Raw genomic sequence first — 18,664 nt, forward strand, 5'->3', positions numbered from 1 at the left:
CTCATAATTCAAAACTCATAATTCCAACCTAGTGTCCCAGGAAATGCTGGGGCGGCACGGTAACCACCAGCTGCATGTCGGCTTCTACCACGCACTGGCAGGCGAGGCGGGAGTTGATGCGCGGGTTCTCGGCGCGGTCAATGAAATCTTCTTCCTTGTCGCTGATTTCGGGCAGGTCGTCGCCGCCCGCGTTGATGTAGACGTGGCAGGTGCTGCAGCCGCACACGCCGCCGCAGTTGTGCTGCAGCTGGATGCCGTTGTTGAGGGCCACGTCGAGGACCGACTCGCCGGGAGCCGCCACGTGGGTCTGAGCCGGCTGGCCGTCGCTGAGCTGGAAGGTGATGGTAGTGGCGGGAACAGACAAAACGAGAAACGAAAAAGCGAAAAAAGACACGGCGTTTGCCGCCGCAAAGGTACTCCGCCCGGCCCCGGCATCAAAGTTGAGCCTGAATGCTGGCGGTAAGCTGCTCATAAAGTGCCTGCCACGCCGGATAACGGGCCAGCGCCGCCTGGTGGGCGGCCAGCGTGGGAGCATCGCGCCGCGCGGCCGGCCCCGTTTGCACCGCAAATGGCGGACTGGCCAGGGCTTTATCTACGGTTTCGCGCACCAGCGGGGCCAGCAGGGCGGCGGGCAGGTCGGCCTCGGCCAGCAAAGCATCAGCAATTCCCAACAGGTGGTTGGTGAAATTGTTGGCAAACACCGCGGCCACATGCAGCTTGAGCCGCTGGGCCGAATCGAGCAGCCGCACGTGCTGGCTGAGGCTGTGGGCCAGGCCCAGCAGCAGGGCCTCCGCCCCCGCATCGGCGGCTTCGATGCACAGCGGCACCGCCGGCCAGTCGATGGCGCGGCCGGGGCTGAAAGTCTGGAGTGGGTAAAAAACGCCGCCGCGCACCGTAGGCTGCACCGCAAACACGGCCAGGGGTAGGGCGCCGGCCAGGTGCGCCACCACCGCATCATCGGGCCAGGTGGTGCGGGCCAGCAGCGGGGCCACGGCGGCATCGGGCACGGCCAGCAGGTACACGTCGGCAGCAGGCAGTGGCGCCGATAAGCGGGCCAGGGCCCGCGCGCCGGGCAGCTGCGCGGCCAGGGTTTTGGCCGCGGGCGCGGTGCGGTTCCACACAAAAACCACTTCGTGGCCTGCCGCGGCCAACGCCGGGCCGAGCTGGTTGGCCACGCGGCCGGCGCCGAGTATCCCAACGCGAAGTGAAGTGGTTGCGGAAAGCTGCATTAGGGTAAATGAAGGCGGGGCTTAATTTAACACGTGGCTTGCTGCGCCGAGTGATAGTGGACTTGTGAGCAACTTGAACCTGGCCCCGATATGGCGAAAAAAAGGCCGCTTCACTCATTGAAGCGGCCTTTAAAACCAAATGAAGATGGCTAGCTTACCGGCTGCGGGCGTTCTGCCCGCGCCGAAGCCGGAGCGTCGGCTACCGCTGGTGAGCCGCCCTTGCGTCCGCGCTGCCACACGCTCAACCCAAAGCCGAAGGTCATGAGCAGCGTACCGCTCCAGAGCAGGTTGATGAAGGGTTTCTCCATGGCTTTCAGAATGACATAGTCCTTCTGGGTGGTGCTCACGGCAAAGGTGAACTTGCCGGCGGTGGGGTCGATGTTGGTGAGGCTCAGGCGCACGCCGAGGTCATCCACCTCGTCGGGCACGCGGCCCACCAGGCGGTTGCGCACCACAAACACGGGGTGCACGTGGTACTGGCGCTTCTCGCCGTGCACAATCATGTCGGCCTGCAGGGCGAGGTCGCCTTTCTGCAGGTTGAGGCCGGCGGTTTCGTGGGCCGGCTCAATGGCGCGGAACACGGCAAAGTAGTCGTTCAGGAAAATGGTGTCGCCCACGGCCAGCACGTGGTCTTTTTCTTCACTCCACTGCTTTTCCTTGCGCGGGTCGAGCACGGAACTCACGTGCGAGTAAATATCGTGGGTCCAGAACTGTTTGACGGCGGGCGAGGCCAGCAGGCCGCCTTCGCCCATCTCATCGTTCACCTGCGCCCGCGGGTAGAGGGAAAACTCCTTGCCCGTTTCCCGCTCCTTGTAATTGATGCGGTAGTAGGTGTTTTCGGGCAGGATTTCAACGGTGTCACCGGTCTTGTAGTAGGTTTTGCCACCGGCCACGATGGGTGCCCGGGCCAGCGCCTTGTACTCGTCGTCGGTACGGAACAGGAACTGCTTGTCCACGTAGCCGGGCACGCCGGGCACGTCGAAGAACTGACCGGTGTAGGTGAGGTCGTAGCCCTGCATTTTGGTGGTTTCGTTGCGCCACAGCAGCACGTTGTCGCGGTTCAGCGACTCGTCGAACTCGCGCGAGTAAATCAGGCCCGACACGTTGCGCGAAATAATGTTGGAATAGCCCGAGGAGGCCAGAATACCCAGCAGCATCAGGGCAACGCCCAGGTGGGCCACCGCCCCGCCCGATAGGCGCACCCCGCGCCGCAGCAAGGTGAAGATGGTGCCGAAGTTGGCCAGCACCCCAAACAGGCCCGCCAGCGTGAGCATCACGTAGGCTGGCGTAATGGTGAGGCCGTTGTAGCGCACCAGCAGCATCACCAGCGCCGTGCCCAGCAGCGTGAGCAACGTGGGCGCGGTGAGGGAGTTCACCAGCGTGGTTTTGTCGTTGCGCTGCCACCACATGATTTGGGCCAGGCCCGAAAGCAGGGCCACAGACACGCCCATCCAGAGCTGGGCCTTGGAGTAGTGGGCAATCTGGTCGGCGGGCAGGGCCACGTTGGTCTTGATGCCAATCAGGCCCATAAACGAATTGTAAACCGGAATACTGGTGGTGAACAGCACTTGGAAAGCCCCCAGGCACAGCACCGTAGCACCCACGAATACCCACAGCTCCGGGTTGTAAAGCGTCAACTCTTTCTCGGAAATCGGAATTTCTTTCCACCGGTACACCAGCAGGGCAATGGCCAGCACCGAGAACACGGCCATGTAAATAAAGAGCTGCCCGGACAGGCCCAAATCCGTGAACGAGTGCACCGAGGCGTTGCCCAGCACCCCGCTCCGGGTGAGGAAGGTGGCGTAAAGAATAAGCACGAAGGTGGCTATCACCAGCGCAAACGAGGTACGCAGGCCGGTGCGGCGCTTCTGCCACAGCACCATGCCGTGCAACGAGGCCACCAGCACCAACCAGGGAATGTACACGGCGTTTTCGACCGGGTCCCAGTTCCAATAGCCGCCGAAATTCAGGGTTTCGTAGGCCCAGTAGGCGCCCATTACCACGCCGATGCCCAGCACGCCGCCGCCAATGAGCGTCCAAGGCAGCGCCGGCTTCACCCAGGAGGTCAGCTCGCGCTTCCAGAGGCCGGCAATGGCGAAGGCGAAGGGCACCAGCGTGAGCGCAAAGCCCAGGAACAGCGTGGGCGGGTGAATCACCATCCAGTAGTTCTGCAGCAGGGCGTTGAGGCCGGTGCCGTCTTTGGGCACGAAGTCGGGGTTCAGCTTGAACACCGGCAGGTCGGTCAGGAAGTCGCGCAGCAGAATAAACGGCGACGAACCAATTTTCACGTCGCCGAGCACGATGCCGAGAATCATGCTCACCAAAAACAGCTGCACGCCGCTGAAAACGGCCATCACCGGAGCCTCCCACTTGCGGTTGAAGCGCATAATGAAAAGGCCCAGCACCACGTGCCAGAAAATCCAGAGCAGGAAGCTGCCCTCCTGGCCTTCCCAGAAACAGGAAATCATGTACTCCACCGGCAGGTGGTTGGAACTGTGGCTCCAGGCGTAATAGTATTCGTAGCGGTGGGCCTGAATGATGTTGAACAAGCATCCGATGACGGTGAAAACGGCCAAGCCGTGCACGAAAAACGCGCCGCGCGCCACGCGCAGCCAAGTGGTGTCGTCGTCGCCCAGCGCCCGGCCCCGCGTGGCCTGGAAGTAGCTGTACGCGGCCACCAAAGCCGCCGCAAACGCCACGATGACACTTAAATGGCCAATGTTTCCGATTAATAAGTTCATAAGCAGCAAGTAAATCAGGCAGGCACCGCCACAGCCGAGCTGGGGCGTAATACTTTGTAACGGTTCAAAATTTTGGGGTGGAAGCTGGCTGGCAGCAGTGCCCAATCGTGCACGTCCACAAAAATGGGCAGGTTGCTGTCCGTCAGGGCTTCGCGGAACCGGGCAGGCATGCCGTCCGGCAGCGGCACCAAGTTGGGCGCACGCAGCACCAGGTCCAGGTCGCTGCCCTCGTGCGCGTCGCCGTTCACGCGGCTGCCGTAAGCCCACACGGCTACATCCTGAGCCAGGTATTGGCCGGCCAAGCGTTGCAACAGCGATAAGTCCTGAGGACGGAAATCGAGCATGGGTTAGGCGTGTTTGCGCAGCATGGCAAGGGCCGCGTCTGCATCACGAATGAATTGGGGTAGTCTTACAACAATTTTCTCGGCGAAATTCTGGCCGTATTCGTGAGCAGCCAGCAAGGGCCGTCGGATATAAATTAAAATATTTGGCAAATTTACCGCCGCGACGCCTGAGGCGGCAGTACTAACAACAACTTATCGGTGAAAAAGTGACCGCGAAGCGGATGACAGGTGATTTCAACGGCAATTTTTTCTATTCCGGCTTCCTGCCACTTGCGCACCGGCACAAGGCCCTGGCGCCGGTTGGCGGGCTGGTTGATGAGCTGCCTAGACAACAACACGCGGCCGTTGCTAGGGTTACTGATGACCACCGATAGATTGGATTTGGCGGGGTATCTAGCCAGCGGCAGCTCCAGCACGGCCGGCTCGGCGGTGGCCCCGGGCAGGGCCGTGCCCGGTAGGGTAGCACCGGGGCCGTAGCCGTACCACCACTGGCGCAGCCGCACCGGCGCGGGACCGGCCTCGGCCCGGGCCGTCACCACCTGGTAGTCGTAGATGCCGGGGCCGGGCAGGGTATCGGTCACGGTGTAGGTAAGGACGGGCTGGCCGTAGGTATCGCGCCGCATGGGCACGAGGTGTACTTCGGTACTGCGGTATTGGTGTACCTCGCGGCGCATCACGCGGCTGGCGGGGGCAGTAGCCAGGGAATCCGGCAGCGTCCAGCTGAGTTCCACGGTGCGGCTGGCGGTGGGCAGCACGCGGGTGGGGTTGGGCGGAAAGTAGCTGACGGGCAGGCCCGCGGCCTGCGCACTCACCTGCAGCGTAAACTGGCAATAATCTTTCAGGTATCCGTCCACGTTCAAGAGGTAAGGCTGGCCGGCGCGCAACGAATCCAGCGTCACGAACACGTCGTCCTGGGTGCCGAGGGAGGTGCAGCTCAATATGCGGTAGGTGGCGGGCTGGCAGGGCTGGCCCGTGAGCACCACCAATTGCACCCCGCGTACATCGCGGCATTTTTGCCCCCCGATGTTGATGAAATACCGGCCCGAAGCGGCGGGCGTGAACTCAAACCACTGGTCGTTGTGGTATTCGATGCACCTGCCCGTGAGGCGCTGGTCCACGCAGTCGCGTTGCACGGTGCAGCCGGTGGTGCTGGAGGTAACTACTTCCTCCAGCTTGAGCAGGCGGCGGTTTTCGATGTTGTCGTTGGCCACCTGCGCCGAGGCCGCCGAAATGCCAGCAGCCAGCAGCAGCAATTGAAAAAGCGCGCCGGACCAGAAGCGAAAAGTCGTTTCTGTGCTCCTGGGCCTTATCAGCTGCTTAGTTATCAATGATTACTTGACCGAAGCCGTGGCCCCGTCCAAGTCCTTCTTCACGTACTTGCTGGGGCATTTCAGTAGGATTTTATCGGCCATAAAGACCTTGCCGCGCATGTTGCCGGTAATCACCACCTGCTCGGAAGCATCGAAATCCTGCGGCTTGGGGTTGTTGTATACCACGCGTTGGGCTACCTGCAGCGTATCCACCAGGGTGAAAGCGAAGTAGTTGGGGTCCGTCATGGGGTCGTACTCCAGGTCGATGGGGCGCTGCTGGCCGTCGCGCAGGAGCTTGCCCACCACGTGTACTTTGGTAGCGTTGCCTTCGGCAGCCCGCTGCCGGGCCTCGCCGAAGCCAACGTACACGCTGGCATCGGCCGTAGTGCTGAGGATGATAGCAGCGGCCACTGCAATGATGGCCATGACGAAAAGGTGCGACTTCTTCATATCGGGGAGTGGTCGGTTGGGCGAGTAGTGGGGCTTTATGCCTGAGCTACTCGCAGGGTAACAACAGTTGGCGACGGGCTTTGGGTCCCGGCTATTTTTTTATTTGCTGCTCCAGCTTGCTAACCTTCCGGTCGAGGGTGATGAGGTAGAGCAGCAGGCCGGCTACGATGAGGCCGACTACGGCCGCCACTACGTATATTTTACCGTTGGCGCGCAGGGCATCGGCCATTTCGGGGGCATCGGCCGACTGCGCCAGGGCCGTGGTCACGGATAGCAGCATCAATAGGAAAAAGCCAGCCAGACGCTGGAAATAGCTAGTTTTCATCGTATTTAGATTGCAGGAAAGCAAAGCGACTGCTTACTTGAGTGAGCCAGAAGGCGAATAAAATCCAGCCGATTACAACCGGGTAAAACAGCTTGCGCATGGTGTCGTCGAGGTCGTACTGGCTGAAACCGGGGTTGCCGGTTTGGCCCGGGTGCAGCGACGGCCCGCTGAGGCGCGGCAGAATAAAGAGCAGCGGCACGACGGCCGCAAATGCGAAGATGTTGTAGATGGCCGACACGCGGGCCCGCTGCTGGTCGTCGCGGAAGGAGCCGCGCAGCACCAAATAGGCGCCGTAGATGAGCATGGCCACGGCCGCGCCGTTCAGGCGCGGGTCGGGCGTCCACCACGCGCCCCAGGTGAATTTGGCCCACAGGCTGCCCGTGGCCAGGCCCAGCAGGCCCAGCACAATGCCGGTTTTAGCCGATTCGTGGGCCAGAATGTCGAGCCGGGCCGAGGGATTGCGCAGGTACTGAATGGAATACCAAACCGACACCATGAGCACCATTATCATGGAAAACCACATGGGCACGTGGAAAAACAGGTTGCGGATGCTCTCGTTCACGATGGGCAGCGGCGGCACGCTTATCAGAAAGCCGGCCGCCGAGCCGCCCACCAGCAGCAGCACCGTCAGGGCTTTCCAGAACCAACCTGCACTGCGCTGCTCAATCAGGCGCTGGCCGCCCCACACGCCCAGCACGGTGAAAAGCAACCCCAGCACACTGCCAATAATTTTTGCATTAGTCATATCGAAAAGCTATGCACGAAGCGCCACGGGCTACCCGCGCCACAGATAAGGAAACAACACATAAGACAGCGCGCCCACCAGCATGTTTAGCGCCAGCAACGTGAGCAGCGATTGGTCGCTCACGCTGCGGTCCAGCCCGTCAAGCGCGTTCTTGCTCACCTTGATGAGCAGTAGCAGCATGGGCACCATCACGGGGAAGCCGAGCACGGCCATGAGGGTGGCGCCGTTGCCGCCGGCCTTGGCCGCGATGCCCGACACCAGCGTGAGCGTGGTGGCAAAGCCCACGGCACCCAGCAGCAGGTTGGCTACAAACAGCGGCGCGTCTTGAATGGGATTGCCAAGGAAAACGGTGTAGAGAAACAAGCCCAGCAGCGCCACCGCCATCAGCAGCAGCGCGTTGTAGAGCATTTTGGCCAGAATAATGGCCTGGGGCCGCACCAGCGTGTAGTAGTAGAGCCGCTGGCCGGGGCTTTCCTGCATAAAGCCCTTCGCCACGGCATTAATGGCCGCAAACAGCAGAATGACCCACAGCAGTGCGTTCCAGGCCGGGGCCGGGGGCTGGCCCCCGCGCAGGCTAAAGCTCAGAAAGCACACAAACACCGTGCTGCCCACGTACAACAGCAACCCGCCCAGCGCCGACTTCTGCCGCCATTCGAGGCGGAAGTCTTTGGCTAACAGCGTAGTGATTTCGCGGAGCATCGGCACGGGCAGGGGTTCGGTTTCGGGCCGCAAAGATACGACCGAACCCCGCCAAGCAGCCACGAAAAAAGAACGTCATGCTTATCTGGCGTCCGCTTGCCGAAGCATCTCTGTCGCGCAACTAATCAACTTTAGCATTGCAGTAGAGATGCTTCGGCTGCGCTCAGCATGACGTTCCATTGGTTTTTCTCTTCTTCCAACTAAAAGTCGTAGCCCAAGGTGAAATAGAACTTTGGGCCTTTGGTTTCGAAGTTCTCTTCGCCCCAGGCCACGTCCACCTTGCCGTAGAAACCCAGCAGGGTGGTGCGCGCCCCCACGCCGTAGCCCACCAGCAGGGGGTTGCGGAAGTTTACCACCGTGGCCGAGAAAAAGCCTCCCGCCGGCACCTTCTGCTCGGGGTTGTCTTCAGAGAGGGGCGTTGAGCCGCGGTAGGCCGTGCCGGCATCCACGAAGCCGGTGAGCTGCAGGTTGCGGAAGAAGCCAGAATAGATGGGCTTGCGGGCGAAATACTGCACAATTGGCACGCGCAGCTCGCTGTTAAGCAGCACGTAGCGCGAGCCGCTGCGAGCGCCGTAGTCGAAGCCGCGCAGATTGGTCACAAACTCCTGGTTGAACACTTGGTCGGGTGCGGTGTAGTCGGTCAGGAAGCGGCTTCCTTCGTAGCCAGCGTTCAACCAATTGTCCATACCACCGATGCGGAACACCTGCTGGCGCTTGCCAAAGAACTGGCCGTAGCTGGCCCGGTTGGCCCACACTATCGAGCGGGTTATTTTTTGGTAGTGCCTGAAGTCCAGCACCAGCTTGCTGAAATTGAGGGACTTGTCGTCGAGGCTGTTCTGGCTCTGCAAGCTGGCTTTCAGGCGGGTGCCCGACACCATGTTTACGCCGGTGGCCACGCTGTTGTCGAACACCAGCTCGCCACTGGAGCCGATGTAGTTGTAATTGGCATCATCCTCCGTCGACACGTCGCCCAGCCGGGTGCGCGAAATGTTGACGTAGCGCGGCCCGCCGCGCACGCTCAGGTTATGGGTGAGCGGGTAGGCAATGGTGGGCGCTACTTCGTGGCGGCCGTAGCGGTAGCGGACGTTGTTGATGTCGAAGAAGTAGGCCTGCTTCTGGTAGCCCACGCCCCAGTCGTAGCGGTTGGTGAGGTTGGTGTAGGATGCCCGGATGTTGCTGGTGCGCAAGTCAAACAGGCCAAACAAGCTAGCATCAATGCGCTGGTTTTCGAGCACGTCGGTGAGGGCGGCTTTGAACTGCAGCCCCAGGCCCAGGAGTGGGTCCACGTAAATGGAGGTCGACACATTGTCGGCCATGAAGCGCGTGTCGTACCGGAACGGCCCGGTTATGCTCGTCGCCTCGGCAGGGGCGGCTGTTTTGGTGCCGGCAGCGGCCGTGCGGCGCCGCTTTGCGGAAGCTGCCTGCACGGGCTCGTCTTCCTCAAACTGATAGTCGCTGGTATTTACCGTGCCGGTGGCCTTGCTGGTAACCGGAACCGCGCGCGTCGAGTCAGTGAGAGGCGTGGCTGCGGCGGTGCGGGCCGCAGTGTCCGGGGCCGTAACCGTCACGGCCACAGGCGGTGGGGCCGGAACTGGCTTGGGCACTGCCGCCTGTGGCGGCGCCGAACGGTTTTCCAAGGTCTGCTGGCGGGCCGTTTTGGTGATGGGCAGCGGCGCGGTCAGCGGGAAGGTGGGGTACACGTACAGGATGTCGCGGGCCTGAGCCGGCGCCACAAATACCAGCGCCGAGGTCTGGGCGCTGTAGTCGAAGTCCTGCATATTGGGCAGCCAGTTGGTGAGCAGGGTGCGCTCCTTGGTTTTAAGCGAGTAGCGGTACAGGGCCCGCACGCCGCTCTCCTCGCCCAGGTACAGAATCTCGTCGTCGGAAATGGCGCGGGGCCGCGTCTCGTTCGAAATGGTGCTCACCAGCGTTTCCACCGGAATGGCCCGGCCATCGAGGTGATACACAAACAAGTCGTAGTTGTTCACCACATTCTGGAACGTGGCGGGGCGCGCCCGGCCAGCCGAGTCGAGGTAGCGGTTGGAGCTGAACACTAGGCCCTGGCCGCCGGGCAGGAACACCGGCTGCACATCGTCGAACAGGTCGCTGGTGAGCTGCTCGGCCTTGCGGCTGCCCGCCCGCAGCAGGTAAATGTCGTTCTGGCCGTTGCGCACGGCGCTAAACACCAAGGACTTGCCATCAGGCGAGTAGCTCATGCTCAGAATCTGGTCGTAGTTCTCAAACAGCGAAGCCGGCCGCGAAAAACGGATGGCTTCGCGGGCCCGTTGCACCAGGCCCCGGCCGTCGGCATCGCGCAGGCGCAGCACCATTTCGCCGCGGCTCATTTCGGCTACTGCCACCTGGGAGTTGCCGCGCCAGGCCAGCACGGGCAGGCGGGTTTCAACCTGCTGGTCAGGCGTTTTGTGGCCGCCACGGCTCAGAATGCGGCGGCGCGAACCGTCGCGGTTCGTCACCATCACGCGGTAGCGGCCCTGCTCGTTTTGGGCGTAGGCCACCAGCTGTCCGTTAGGGCTCACCACCGGCTGCGAAAACACGTCGGAATGGCGGTTGCGGCCGCTCTGGCGGAGTTTCTTGTCCGGCTCGACCAGCGTGGCCACGGGCTGGCCATTGAGGTCGCGGTAGTAAGTCAGCCACTCCTTCAGGAATACCTTGTAGGGTACGTTCAGGGAGGAGCTGATGCCCACTTCCACGTCGCGGGTGATGCGCGTGAGGTTGAGGATGTTCTGAATGGTGGTGTAGCCGTAGCGCTCGGCCACGTAGTTCCAGATGCTCTGGCCGGCCAGCGTGGGGCTGCGCAAAAAGAACGGCGCGGTGCGGGCTCCGGTGGGGTGCTGCTTGCTCATGTCGCGCATGTAGCCGTCCATGTCCACGCTCCAGCCCTCGGCGGCGTAGGCCGAGGCACCGCCAATAAACCAGTCGGGCAGCTGCAGCAGGTAGCTGCTTTGCAGTACTTCCTTCAGCGAGCCGCCGTACATCATGTCGTTCAGGAGCACCTCGGTAATCTGGGTGCTCAGCTCGCGCTTGAACTCGGTTTCCTGGCCAGCGAAGGCAATTTGCACCTTGCTCATGCGGGCCAGCGGGGTTTCGCCGCCATTTATCTGTTGCTGGGTGGCCGTGAGGCCGATGTTGCTCTGCCGCAGGTCACCCACCGAGTTGTAGAACAGCAGGGTAGTTTTGGAGTAGGGGTAGTAGCCAATCAGCGCCGTGATGCGCTGCAGCTCCTTCTCCGCGTACTCGGCCGCCCGGCGCGCGTTGCCCTGGCCGCCCTCGTAGTACATCACATTAAAGTTCTGGGTGCTGAGCTGCTGCCAGTTGAACTGCTTGTACTGGATGCGTACCCGCCCAAAAGGCTCCTGCGCGGTTTGGGCGCGCGCCGTGGGGACGAGCAGAAACGGCAACAGCAGCGCCAGAGCTCCCAGCGTGCGCTTCGCGAATAATGAAATGGTCATAGTAGAGCCAACGAGCAAAGACGAAAATTAGTCCTCCGAAACGCTTGATTTTTTGCAATCCCCGCCCAAAAAATGAAGCAGCTGAAACGGCATCAAGAGCGGGCTGAAATAAAGGCGTTTGGAGCGAAATTGTTACAGCCGGCATTTCAAGCTGGCAGACAGGCAGCGGCGCCGACGGAGCCGTATCAATAGTACTCAAATTACGTCAGCCGGCTGCAAGGCGTTGTACCGCTGCAGGCTGGCGTCGGGCCACATTTCGCCGTGCCCTTCCAGGCAGTCGGCCAATAGGGCGGCCAGCCGCGGAGCCAGCATCACGCCCTTGGACCCGTAGCCGCCGCAAAAGCTTAAGCACGGCACGGTGGGGTGCGTCCCCACCAGCGGCCGTCGGTCGCGCACGGCCGGCCGCACGCCGGCCTGCTGGTCCACCACGGCAAAGGGCAGGTCGGTGAGCACCGCCAGCCGCGCCGCCAGCTCTTCGCGCCCCACCGCCGTGGGCCCTTCGGCAAATGGCGGCCACCGGTACGTAGCGCCCACCCGAAACCGCTCGGCGCCCACCGGCACCACGTAGGCCCCCCGATTGAGGACCTGCGCCGTGCTCAGGCCCGCGCACGTCACATCCAGCACTTCGCCCTGGTTGGGGGTGAGGGGCAGCCAGCTAAAATACGGGTTGTGCACGGCCGCCGCGCCTTCGCAGCACACCACGTGGCGGGCCCGCACCTGCCCCGCGTAAACTGCTCCAGTCGGGTCCGTAACGAGCCGGGTCCAGTCAAAAGTTTCGCGCCGCAGCCAGCCGTCGCGGGTACCTTCGGCGGCCAGCACGGCCAGCAGCTGGCGCACGGCCACGTGGCCCCCGCCGCGCAGCCACGCGCCCCCAAACGGCGCGTGTACGCCCGCTAGCTCTGGGTCAGCGGTGGCGAGGCCGGCCATAAAACCCTCCCAGGGCTGGTCGGCGCTACGGGCCAGTATCGAGTTCTGCTCTTCAAGCGAGGAAAAGAGCTTCAGAATGGGAGTTTCGGTGAAAAAAGGCTGTCCGTAGCGCTGCCCCAGCTCCCGGTAAAAAGTGGTGGCAAACGGCAGTAGTTCGGCCGCGCGCCACGTCAGGGCAAAGCGCTTGCCAGCCACGGGATTCATGAGGCCAGCCGCCACATTGGAGGCCGAGTTGTGCTGGCCGGGGTCGTACACCAGCACGTGGTGGCCCCGCTCGCGCAGCACGTACGCCAGCGTGGCGCCCGCTATGCCGTGGCCCACCACCAAAAAATCACAGTCTGTCATCAGTGGCAAGGTAATGGAAGAAATGGTGAGATTTGAGGTTTGAATGTTGAGTGACCGGTATAAACTGCTTTTTGAGTGGGATGGCACGCGTCTGCGACGCGTTGCCGGCTGCCTTCGAGCCTGCGGCTCGCCGAGGAACGGCTTGCGCCAGGGCCCTGGAAATTGCCTGCCGAGCCGCAGGCTCGAATCCAATTGGCAACGCGTCGCAGACGCGCGCCAACCCAGCGTAGCCGGTTGAAACCACTGGTTGAAGCAGGATTAACCAGAACCAGTTGTAAAAATGGATTCTCCTTCAGCCAAGTCGGTTGAATTTTAACTCAAAACTCAACCCTTAAAATTCAACACTGCCTTTGTGCCGTACTTTGCCGCACCGCTCCAATACGTTGCTTTACTATGACTGTCGCCGGATTTACCTTCAACGCCTTTTCCGAAAATACCTACCTGCTGATTGACGAGGCCACCCAGCAGTGCGCCATTGTGGACCCCGGCTGCTACTCGCCCGCCGAGCAGCAGGCACTGCGCGAATACATCGAAGACAACAAGCTGCAGGTCAAGTTATTGCTCAATACCCACGCCCACATCGACCACGTGCTGGGCAACCAGTTTGTGCTCAATACGTGGCCGGGCACGCCTTTCCTGTTGCACCAGTTGGACCTGGCCACGCTGCGGGCCGTGCCCACCTACGCCGGCAGCTACGGCTTCCCGCAGTACCAGCCTGCCGAGCCCACCGGGGAGCTAGTGGCCGGCCAGCCCGTGCACATTGGCGAGACCGCGCTGGAAGTGCGCTTTGCGCCGGGCCACGCGCCGGGCCACGTGGTGTTCTACCACCAGCCCACGGCCACGGTCATTGGCGGCGACGTGCTGTTTCAGCGCAGCATTGGGCGCACCGACCTGCCCGGCGGCGACCACGCCACGCTCCTGCGCAGCATTGAAACCGAGCTGATGACCCTGCCTGACGCTACGGTGGTATACCCCGGCCACGGCCCCGCCACTACCATCGGCGAAGAGCGTCGCAGCAACCCTTTCCTGAACTAGGCTCCGGCAGGCAACTGCCGCCGTGCCACGCCCGCCCGTGCCCCGGGCCGGCGGCAGGCCCGATTTTAGTAATTTTGAGTAGTGATGAGGTAAAAATCCGGCCCCTGCGTACAGCATATCGCGCCCGTACCTTCGTTAACTTATTCTTTCCTTCTCCTTTGAAAAAATACCTGCCCAACGCCGTTACCTGCCTCAACCTTTTGTGCGGCTGCCTGGCGCTGACCAATATTTTTGCCGGGAAGCTGGAGATTGGCGCCTATTTCGTGGCCGTGGCCGCCCTCGCTGACTTCTTAGACGGATTGGTGGCCAGGGCGTTGCGCGTGTCCTCCGCCATTGGCAAAGACCTGGATTCGCTGGCCGACATGGTGTCGTTTGGGGTGGTGCCGGGCGCCATTTTTTTTGAGTTGCTGATGCGCAGCGTGAAGTCCGGCGGCCTGCCGGAATGGGTGCCCTACATTGGTTTCCTGGTTAGCATCTTCTCGGCCCTGCGCCTGGCTAAGTTCAACAACGACACCCGGCAGACTACCTCTTTTATTGGCCTGCCCACCCCGGCCTGCACGCTGGTGGTGGCCTCGCTGCCGCTCATTCTGGCCTACGACCAGTACGGCCTGTCGGGCTTCATCCTAAACCCGTGGCTGCTACTGGGCCTCACGGTGCTGCTGTCGGGCTTGCTGGTGGCGGAGCTGCCGCTTTTTGCGTTGAAATTCAAGAACCTGCGGTGGGCCGACAACCGGCGCCGATTTATGTTTCTGCTGCTGGCCGTTGGGTTGGTATTCGTGCTGAAGGCCGCCGCCGTGCCGCTGGTGGTGCTGCTTTATGTGCTGCTGTCGGTGCCAAAAACGGCTGCCCGATAAACTCGTAGCCTCAACAGCTACAATAATTACATTATTTTGGTTGTTAAGAACCTACAGTTGGGTGAACCGGATGCTTCCCGGCACTGTTGCCCGGCCACCAGCCAGCCGGGAGCTACCGAAGACTGCTGACAATAATATACTTGCGTATGCGTCCTTTTTTTCTCTTCGTTGCTTTTGCGGGATTGATATGGGGGGGCATTGCACCGGTGCGGGCCCAATCGGGTGGCGCGGCCACGGCGCACGGCGTTATCCGGTGGGGCGGCTACGCCGAGGTGCCCACCCTGGGCGCGCGCAAGCAAAAAGTGCCCACCTTCAACGAAGCCCACCAGGCTATGGACGACCAGGTGGGCTGGTTCAGCCTGCGCCTGGCCGGCTCCGTGACCCAGGGCGAGCTGGTGAACTTGGTGTACGAGCCCTTTCCGGCGGCTGATGCCAAGCTGTTCAACGTGAGCAAATTGCCAGCCGGCCCGGAGCCTCAGTTGCGCACCGGCATAGAAATGAAGCAGGCCGTTACGCACCTGAGCCTGCGCCCCGTGCGCCGCAACCCCCAAACCGGCCAGCCCGAGCGCCTGGTTTCCTTCGACTACAGCTACACGCCCGGCGCCAGCGTAGCCCGTGGCACCGCCGCCCGCACCTACGCCCCGCGCTCGGTGCTGGCCACCGGCGAGTGGTACAAGATGGGCGTGTCCGAAAGCGGCATTTACAAGCTCGACAAAGAGGCGCTGACCCGCATCCTGAAACGGCCCAACCTGGACGGGGTGAACCCCAACAACCTGCACGTGTACGGCAACGCCATGGGCATTCTGCCCCAGGCCAACGCCGTGCCGCGCCCCGACGACCTGGTGGAAAACAACCTGCTTCTGGTGGGCAGCAACGGCGACAACGTATTCAACGACAACGAGTACCTGCTATTTTACTCGCCCGGTGCCCACACCTGGGAGGCTAAAGGCGGTTTGTTTCAGCACCGCAACAACATCTACACCGACACCACTTTCTACTTTGTGACGGTGAACAACACGGTGGGCCGGCGGGTGCCTACGGCGGCAGCCGTGCCGGCCACGCCCACCACGGCGGCGGTATCCACCTTCAACTACCGCGACTTTTACGAGCACGACCTGGTAAACCTGCTGCATACGGCTTCGACCCAGAGCGGGTCGGGCCGCTACTGGGCAGGAGAGAAGTTTGGGCTGAATACGCCGCGCGATTTCACGTTTGGCAATATACCTGACTTGGTGCCGAGTGCGCCTATTCGGGTAACTTCTTCGGTGGTAGCAATATCTGCGGCCCCCAGCGCTTTTCAGCTCACGCTCAACGGGGCGTCTTTGGGGAGCCAGGGCATGGAAAGCCGGCCGCTCTACGAATTTGGCGCCATTGGCACGGTGAGCATTGCCACCCGGCAGCTGGCCCCGGCCAACCCGGGCACCGAGCTGAAGGTGGGCCTGACCTACGTGAGCAGCGACGGCCAGGCCAGTGGGTATCTCGACTATCTGGAAATTAACGCCCTGCGGCAGCTGCGGCTTAGCGGCGCGCAACTGGAGTTTCGCTCCCTGGCCAACATTGCCCCGCTGGCCCGCAACCGCTACGAGGTGGCCAATGCTACCGGCGCAGTGGTGTGGGACGTGACCAACCCGCGCCTGCCCGTGGCCCGGCCCCTGGCCCTGAACGGCAGCACCGGCAGCTTTGTGGCGCCGGCCGATACCCTGCGCGAGTACGTGGCCTTTTTGCCGAACGGCAACTTCAACAAGCCCCGCGAATTTGGCAAAGTAGAAAACCAGGACCTGCACGCCCTCAACGGCAACGCCCGCGCGCTGCTGGACCTGATTATTGTGACGCACCCCATCTTTAAGGCGCAGGCGCTGCGGCTGGCCAACCACCGCATCAGCCACGACAACATGCGGGTGGCCGTGGTGACTACTACGGAGGTGTACAACGAATACGCCTCGGGCGGGCAGGACGTGACGGCCATTCGCGACCTGATGAAGCAGCTGTATGAGCGGGCCCCGGCTGGCCGGCAGCTACAGCTGCTGCTGTTCGGTGATGCCTCTTTCGACTACAAATCGGACCCCTTCAATAACAAGGATTTTCAGCCGGCGTGGTGGAAAGAGCGGGTGCCGTTCAGAACGGACTCCGACTTTAATGCCCTGAACCAGAACTACGTGCCTACCTACGAGTCGCGTGAGTCGCTGGCGCCTTTCTATGGCGGCGCATACGGGCAAGCCAGCTACTCCTCAGACGACTACTACGCCCTGCTCGACGACAACGAGGGCGAATGGGACGAGCTTCGGCCCGGTACCGAGCTGCTCGACATCGGCGTGGGCCGCCTGCCGGTGCGGGCGCCCAAGGGCCAGCGCACCAACGCCGACCAGGCCAAAGTGGTAGTGGATAAAATCATTAGCTACGACAGCGCGCCGGCTTTGGGCAAGTGGCGCAACCGCATTACGCTGGTGTCGGACGACGGCAACGGCGACTTGTTTGTGGGCCAGGGCTCGGAGCTGATTTCCCAGAGCCTGCAGGCCAGCTCCCCGGTGTACAACCTGCACAAGGTGTACTTGGATTTGTACCCGCAAATAGTGGTGGCCGCCGGGCAGCGCTCCCCCGAGGCGAGCCGGGCCATCGACCAATCAGTGGAGCAGGGCTCGCTGATAGTGAACTACCTGGGCCACGGTGGCCCCAAGGGCTGGACCGATGAACAAGTGCTGACCAATGAGTCGGTGATGGCGCTGCGCAACCCCAACAACTTCACGTTCTTCACCACCGGCACCTGCGATTTCAGCACCTACGACAACCCGGATTTTACTTCGGCGGGCGAGCAGTCGCTCACCGACAACCCCACTGGGGGGGCCGTTGGCCTGTTTACCACCACGCGCGTGGTAGACGCGGGTCTGAACGCCGGCCTGAACCAGTCGTACTTCAACCGCGTGCTGCGGCCCGTGAACGGCAAGATGCCCAACATTGGCACCATCATCATGCTGAGCAAGAACGACTACCCCGGCGCCGGGCAACCGGGCATCATCAACAACCGCAACTACGTGCTGCTGGCCGACCCCAGCATGACCCTGGCTTACCCCAAGCAAACCATGGTACTGGATAGCGTGAACGAGCGGGTGGCCGGCAAATGGGAGCCCGCGCCCGCGCTACAAGCCCTGGCCCGCGTGCGCCTGAAAGGCCGCCTGCTGAACAACGGCGCCGTGAATTCTACCTTCAATGGCCGGGCGCAGGTCACCATTTACGACAAGCCCACCACGGTGATGACTCTGGGCAACGAGGCCAATGGCCAGGCGGGCTCCGCCGATGGCCCGCGGCCGGTTTCCATTCAGGAAAACGTCATTTACGGCGGGCAGGCTGAGGTGAAGAATGGCGAGTTCAACCTCACGTTTGTGGTGCCCAAGGACATTAATTATAACGCCGGCCTGGGCAAAATCAGCCTCTATGCTTTCGATGGGACTACCCGCATCGATGCCCAGGGCTACCAGCTCAAGGCGGTGGGCGGCGCTGCTGCCAACGTGCCGCAGGACACCATTCCGCCGCTCATCAACTTGTTCATGGACAACGAGTCGTTTGCGTTTGGCGGCCTCACCGGGCAGGAAACCACCCTGCTGGCAAAGCTCAGCGACGACAGCGGCATCAACACGACGGGCACAGGTATCGGGCACGATATCACGCTCGTGCTCGACAACGACCCCACCAAGCTCATCGTTCTCAACGACAGCTACGTGGCCAGCGTAGGTGACTTCCGCTCGGGCCGCGTAAACAACCTGTTTAAAGACCTGGCCACGGGCCCGCATTCGCTGCGCCTCAAGGCCTGGGACACGTATAACAACTCGGCCGAGCGGGAAGTAGAGTTTATTGTGGCCAAAAACGAGAAGCTGGCCCTCGGCCACGTGTTGAACTACCCCAATCCGTTTGCCAACTCTACTACGTTCTTCTTCGACCACAACCAGGCGGGCGGCGAAGTGGACAACCTGGACGTACAAGTGCAGATTTTCACCATCGCCGGTCATTTGGTTCGCACCCTCATCGCTACTGTTTCCAGCACCGAGCCCCATCAGCGAAGCATTACTTGGAACGGCCGCGATGAATTTAATGACCAACTGGCCCGTGGCGTATACGTTTACCGCCTTAGCGTGCGTTCTCAGCTGAAGGGCACCACCGCCTCGAAGTACGAAAAACTCGTCATCCTCAATTAATTC

Annotated in this window: 14 protein-coding genes; 3 read left to right on the forward strand and 11 right to left on the reverse strand. The window is 61.9% G+C overall.

What is annotated here, in order from left to right; genetic code table 11:
* Positions 1–28: 28 nt before the first annotated feature.
* The 11 genes from BEN47_RS10095 to BEN47_RS10145 all read right to left on the reverse strand — a co-directional run bounded on the left by BEN47_RS10095 (position 29) and on the right by BEN47_RS10145 (position 12,585).
* Entirely contained in the window at positions 29–364 is a 336-nt protein-coding gene (locus BEN47_RS10095; protein WP_070728087.1) for a 2Fe-2S iron-sulfur cluster-binding protein, read from the reverse strand.
* A 70-nt stretch (positions 365–434) separates the two neighbouring features.
* Positions 435–1,229, reverse strand: coding sequence for a Rossmann-like and DUF2520 domain-containing protein (locus BEN47_RS10100; protein ID WP_070728019.1), 795 nt, complete (start codon positions 1,227–1,229; stop codon positions 435–437).
* A gap of 149 nt (positions 1,230–1,378) precedes the next feature.
* The gene (gene ccsA / locus BEN47_RS10105; RefSeq protein ID WP_070728022.1) at positions 1,379–3,970 is read right to left on the reverse strand and encodes a cytochrome c biogenesis protein CcsA; all 2,592 of its coding nucleotides are present in this window, start codon (positions 3,968–3,970) and stop codon (positions 1,379–1,381) included.
* 14 nt (positions 3,971–3,984) lie between these two features.
* Positions 3,985–4,314 (reverse strand): nucleotidyltransferase family protein, encoded by a 330-nt coding sequence (locus BEN47_RS10110; RefSeq protein WP_070728025.1) that lies wholly within the window; start codon positions 4,312–4,314, stop codon positions 3,985–3,987.
* 152 nt (positions 4,315–4,466) lie between these two features.
* On the reverse strand, positions 4,467–5,567 hold the full coding sequence (locus BEN47_RS10115; RefSeq protein WP_070728029.1) for a hypothetical protein: 1,101 nt from the start codon (positions 5,565–5,567) through the stop codon (positions 4,467–4,469).
* 78 nt (positions 5,568–5,645) lie between these two features.
* The gene (locus BEN47_RS10120; RefSeq protein ID WP_317039499.1) at positions 5,646–6,050 is read right to left on the reverse strand and encodes a cytochrome c maturation protein CcmE domain-containing protein; all 405 of its coding nucleotides are present in this window, start codon (positions 6,048–6,050) and stop codon (positions 5,646–5,648) included.
* 115 nt (positions 6,051–6,165) lie between these two features.
* Entirely contained in the window at positions 6,166–6,399 is a 234-nt protein-coding gene (locus BEN47_RS10125) for a CcmD family protein (protein WP_070728032.1), read from the reverse strand.
* On the reverse strand, positions 6,389–7,144 hold the full coding sequence (ccsA, locus tag BEN47_RS10130; protein ID WP_083322305.1) for a cytochrome c biogenesis protein CcsA: 756 nt from the start codon (positions 7,142–7,144) through the stop codon (positions 6,389–6,391). The genes BEN47_RS10125 and ccsA (BEN47_RS10130) overlap by 11 nt, the downstream gene beginning before the upstream one ends.
* A gap of 30 nt (positions 7,145–7,174) precedes the next feature.
* The gene (locus BEN47_RS10135; RefSeq protein ID WP_035559351.1) at positions 7,175–7,843 is read right to left on the reverse strand and encodes a heme exporter protein CcmB; all 669 of its coding nucleotides are present in this window, start codon (positions 7,841–7,843) and stop codon (positions 7,175–7,177) included.
* Positions 7,844–8,043: 200 nt separating this feature from the next.
* Positions 8,044–11,313, reverse strand: a complete 3,270-nt coding sequence (locus BEN47_RS10140; RefSeq protein WP_083322306.1) for a PD40 domain-containing protein — start codon at positions 11,311–11,313, stop codon at positions 8,044–8,046.
* A gap of 195 nt (positions 11,314–11,508) precedes the next feature.
* The gene (locus BEN47_RS10145) at positions 11,509–12,585 is read right to left on the reverse strand and encodes an NAD(P)/FAD-dependent oxidoreductase (protein WP_070728036.1); all 1,077 of its coding nucleotides are present in this window, start codon (positions 12,583–12,585) and stop codon (positions 11,509–11,511) included.
* A gap of 393 nt (positions 12,586–12,978) precedes the next feature.
* Here BEN47_RS10145 and BEN47_RS10150 point away from each other — a divergent pair, with 393 nt between their 5' ends.
* From BEN47_RS10150 to porU, 3 genes are all read left to right on the forward strand, one after another.
* Entirely contained in the window at positions 12,979–13,620 is a 642-nt protein-coding gene (locus BEN47_RS10150; RefSeq protein WP_070728039.1) for an MBL fold metallo-hydrolase, read from the forward strand.
* A gap of 158 nt (positions 13,621–13,778) precedes the next feature.
* Complete coding sequence (locus tag BEN47_RS10155; protein WP_070728040.1) at positions 13,779–14,474, forward strand: CDP-alcohol phosphatidyltransferase family protein; 696 nt, start codon at positions 13,779–13,781, stop codon at positions 14,472–14,474.
* Positions 14,475–14,620: 146 nt separating this feature from the next.
* Positions 14,621–18,661, forward strand: coding sequence for a type IX secretion system sortase PorU (porU, locus tag BEN47_RS10160; protein WP_083322307.1), 4,041 nt, complete (start codon positions 14,621–14,623; stop codon positions 18,659–18,661).
* Positions 18,662–18,664: the final 3 nt, after the last annotated feature.

The sequence above is a fragment of the Hymenobacter lapidarius genome (assembly GCF_001816145.1).
Taxonomy (GTDB): domain Bacteria; phylum Bacteroidota; class Bacteroidia; order Cytophagales; family Hymenobacteraceae; genus Hymenobacter; species Hymenobacter lapidarius.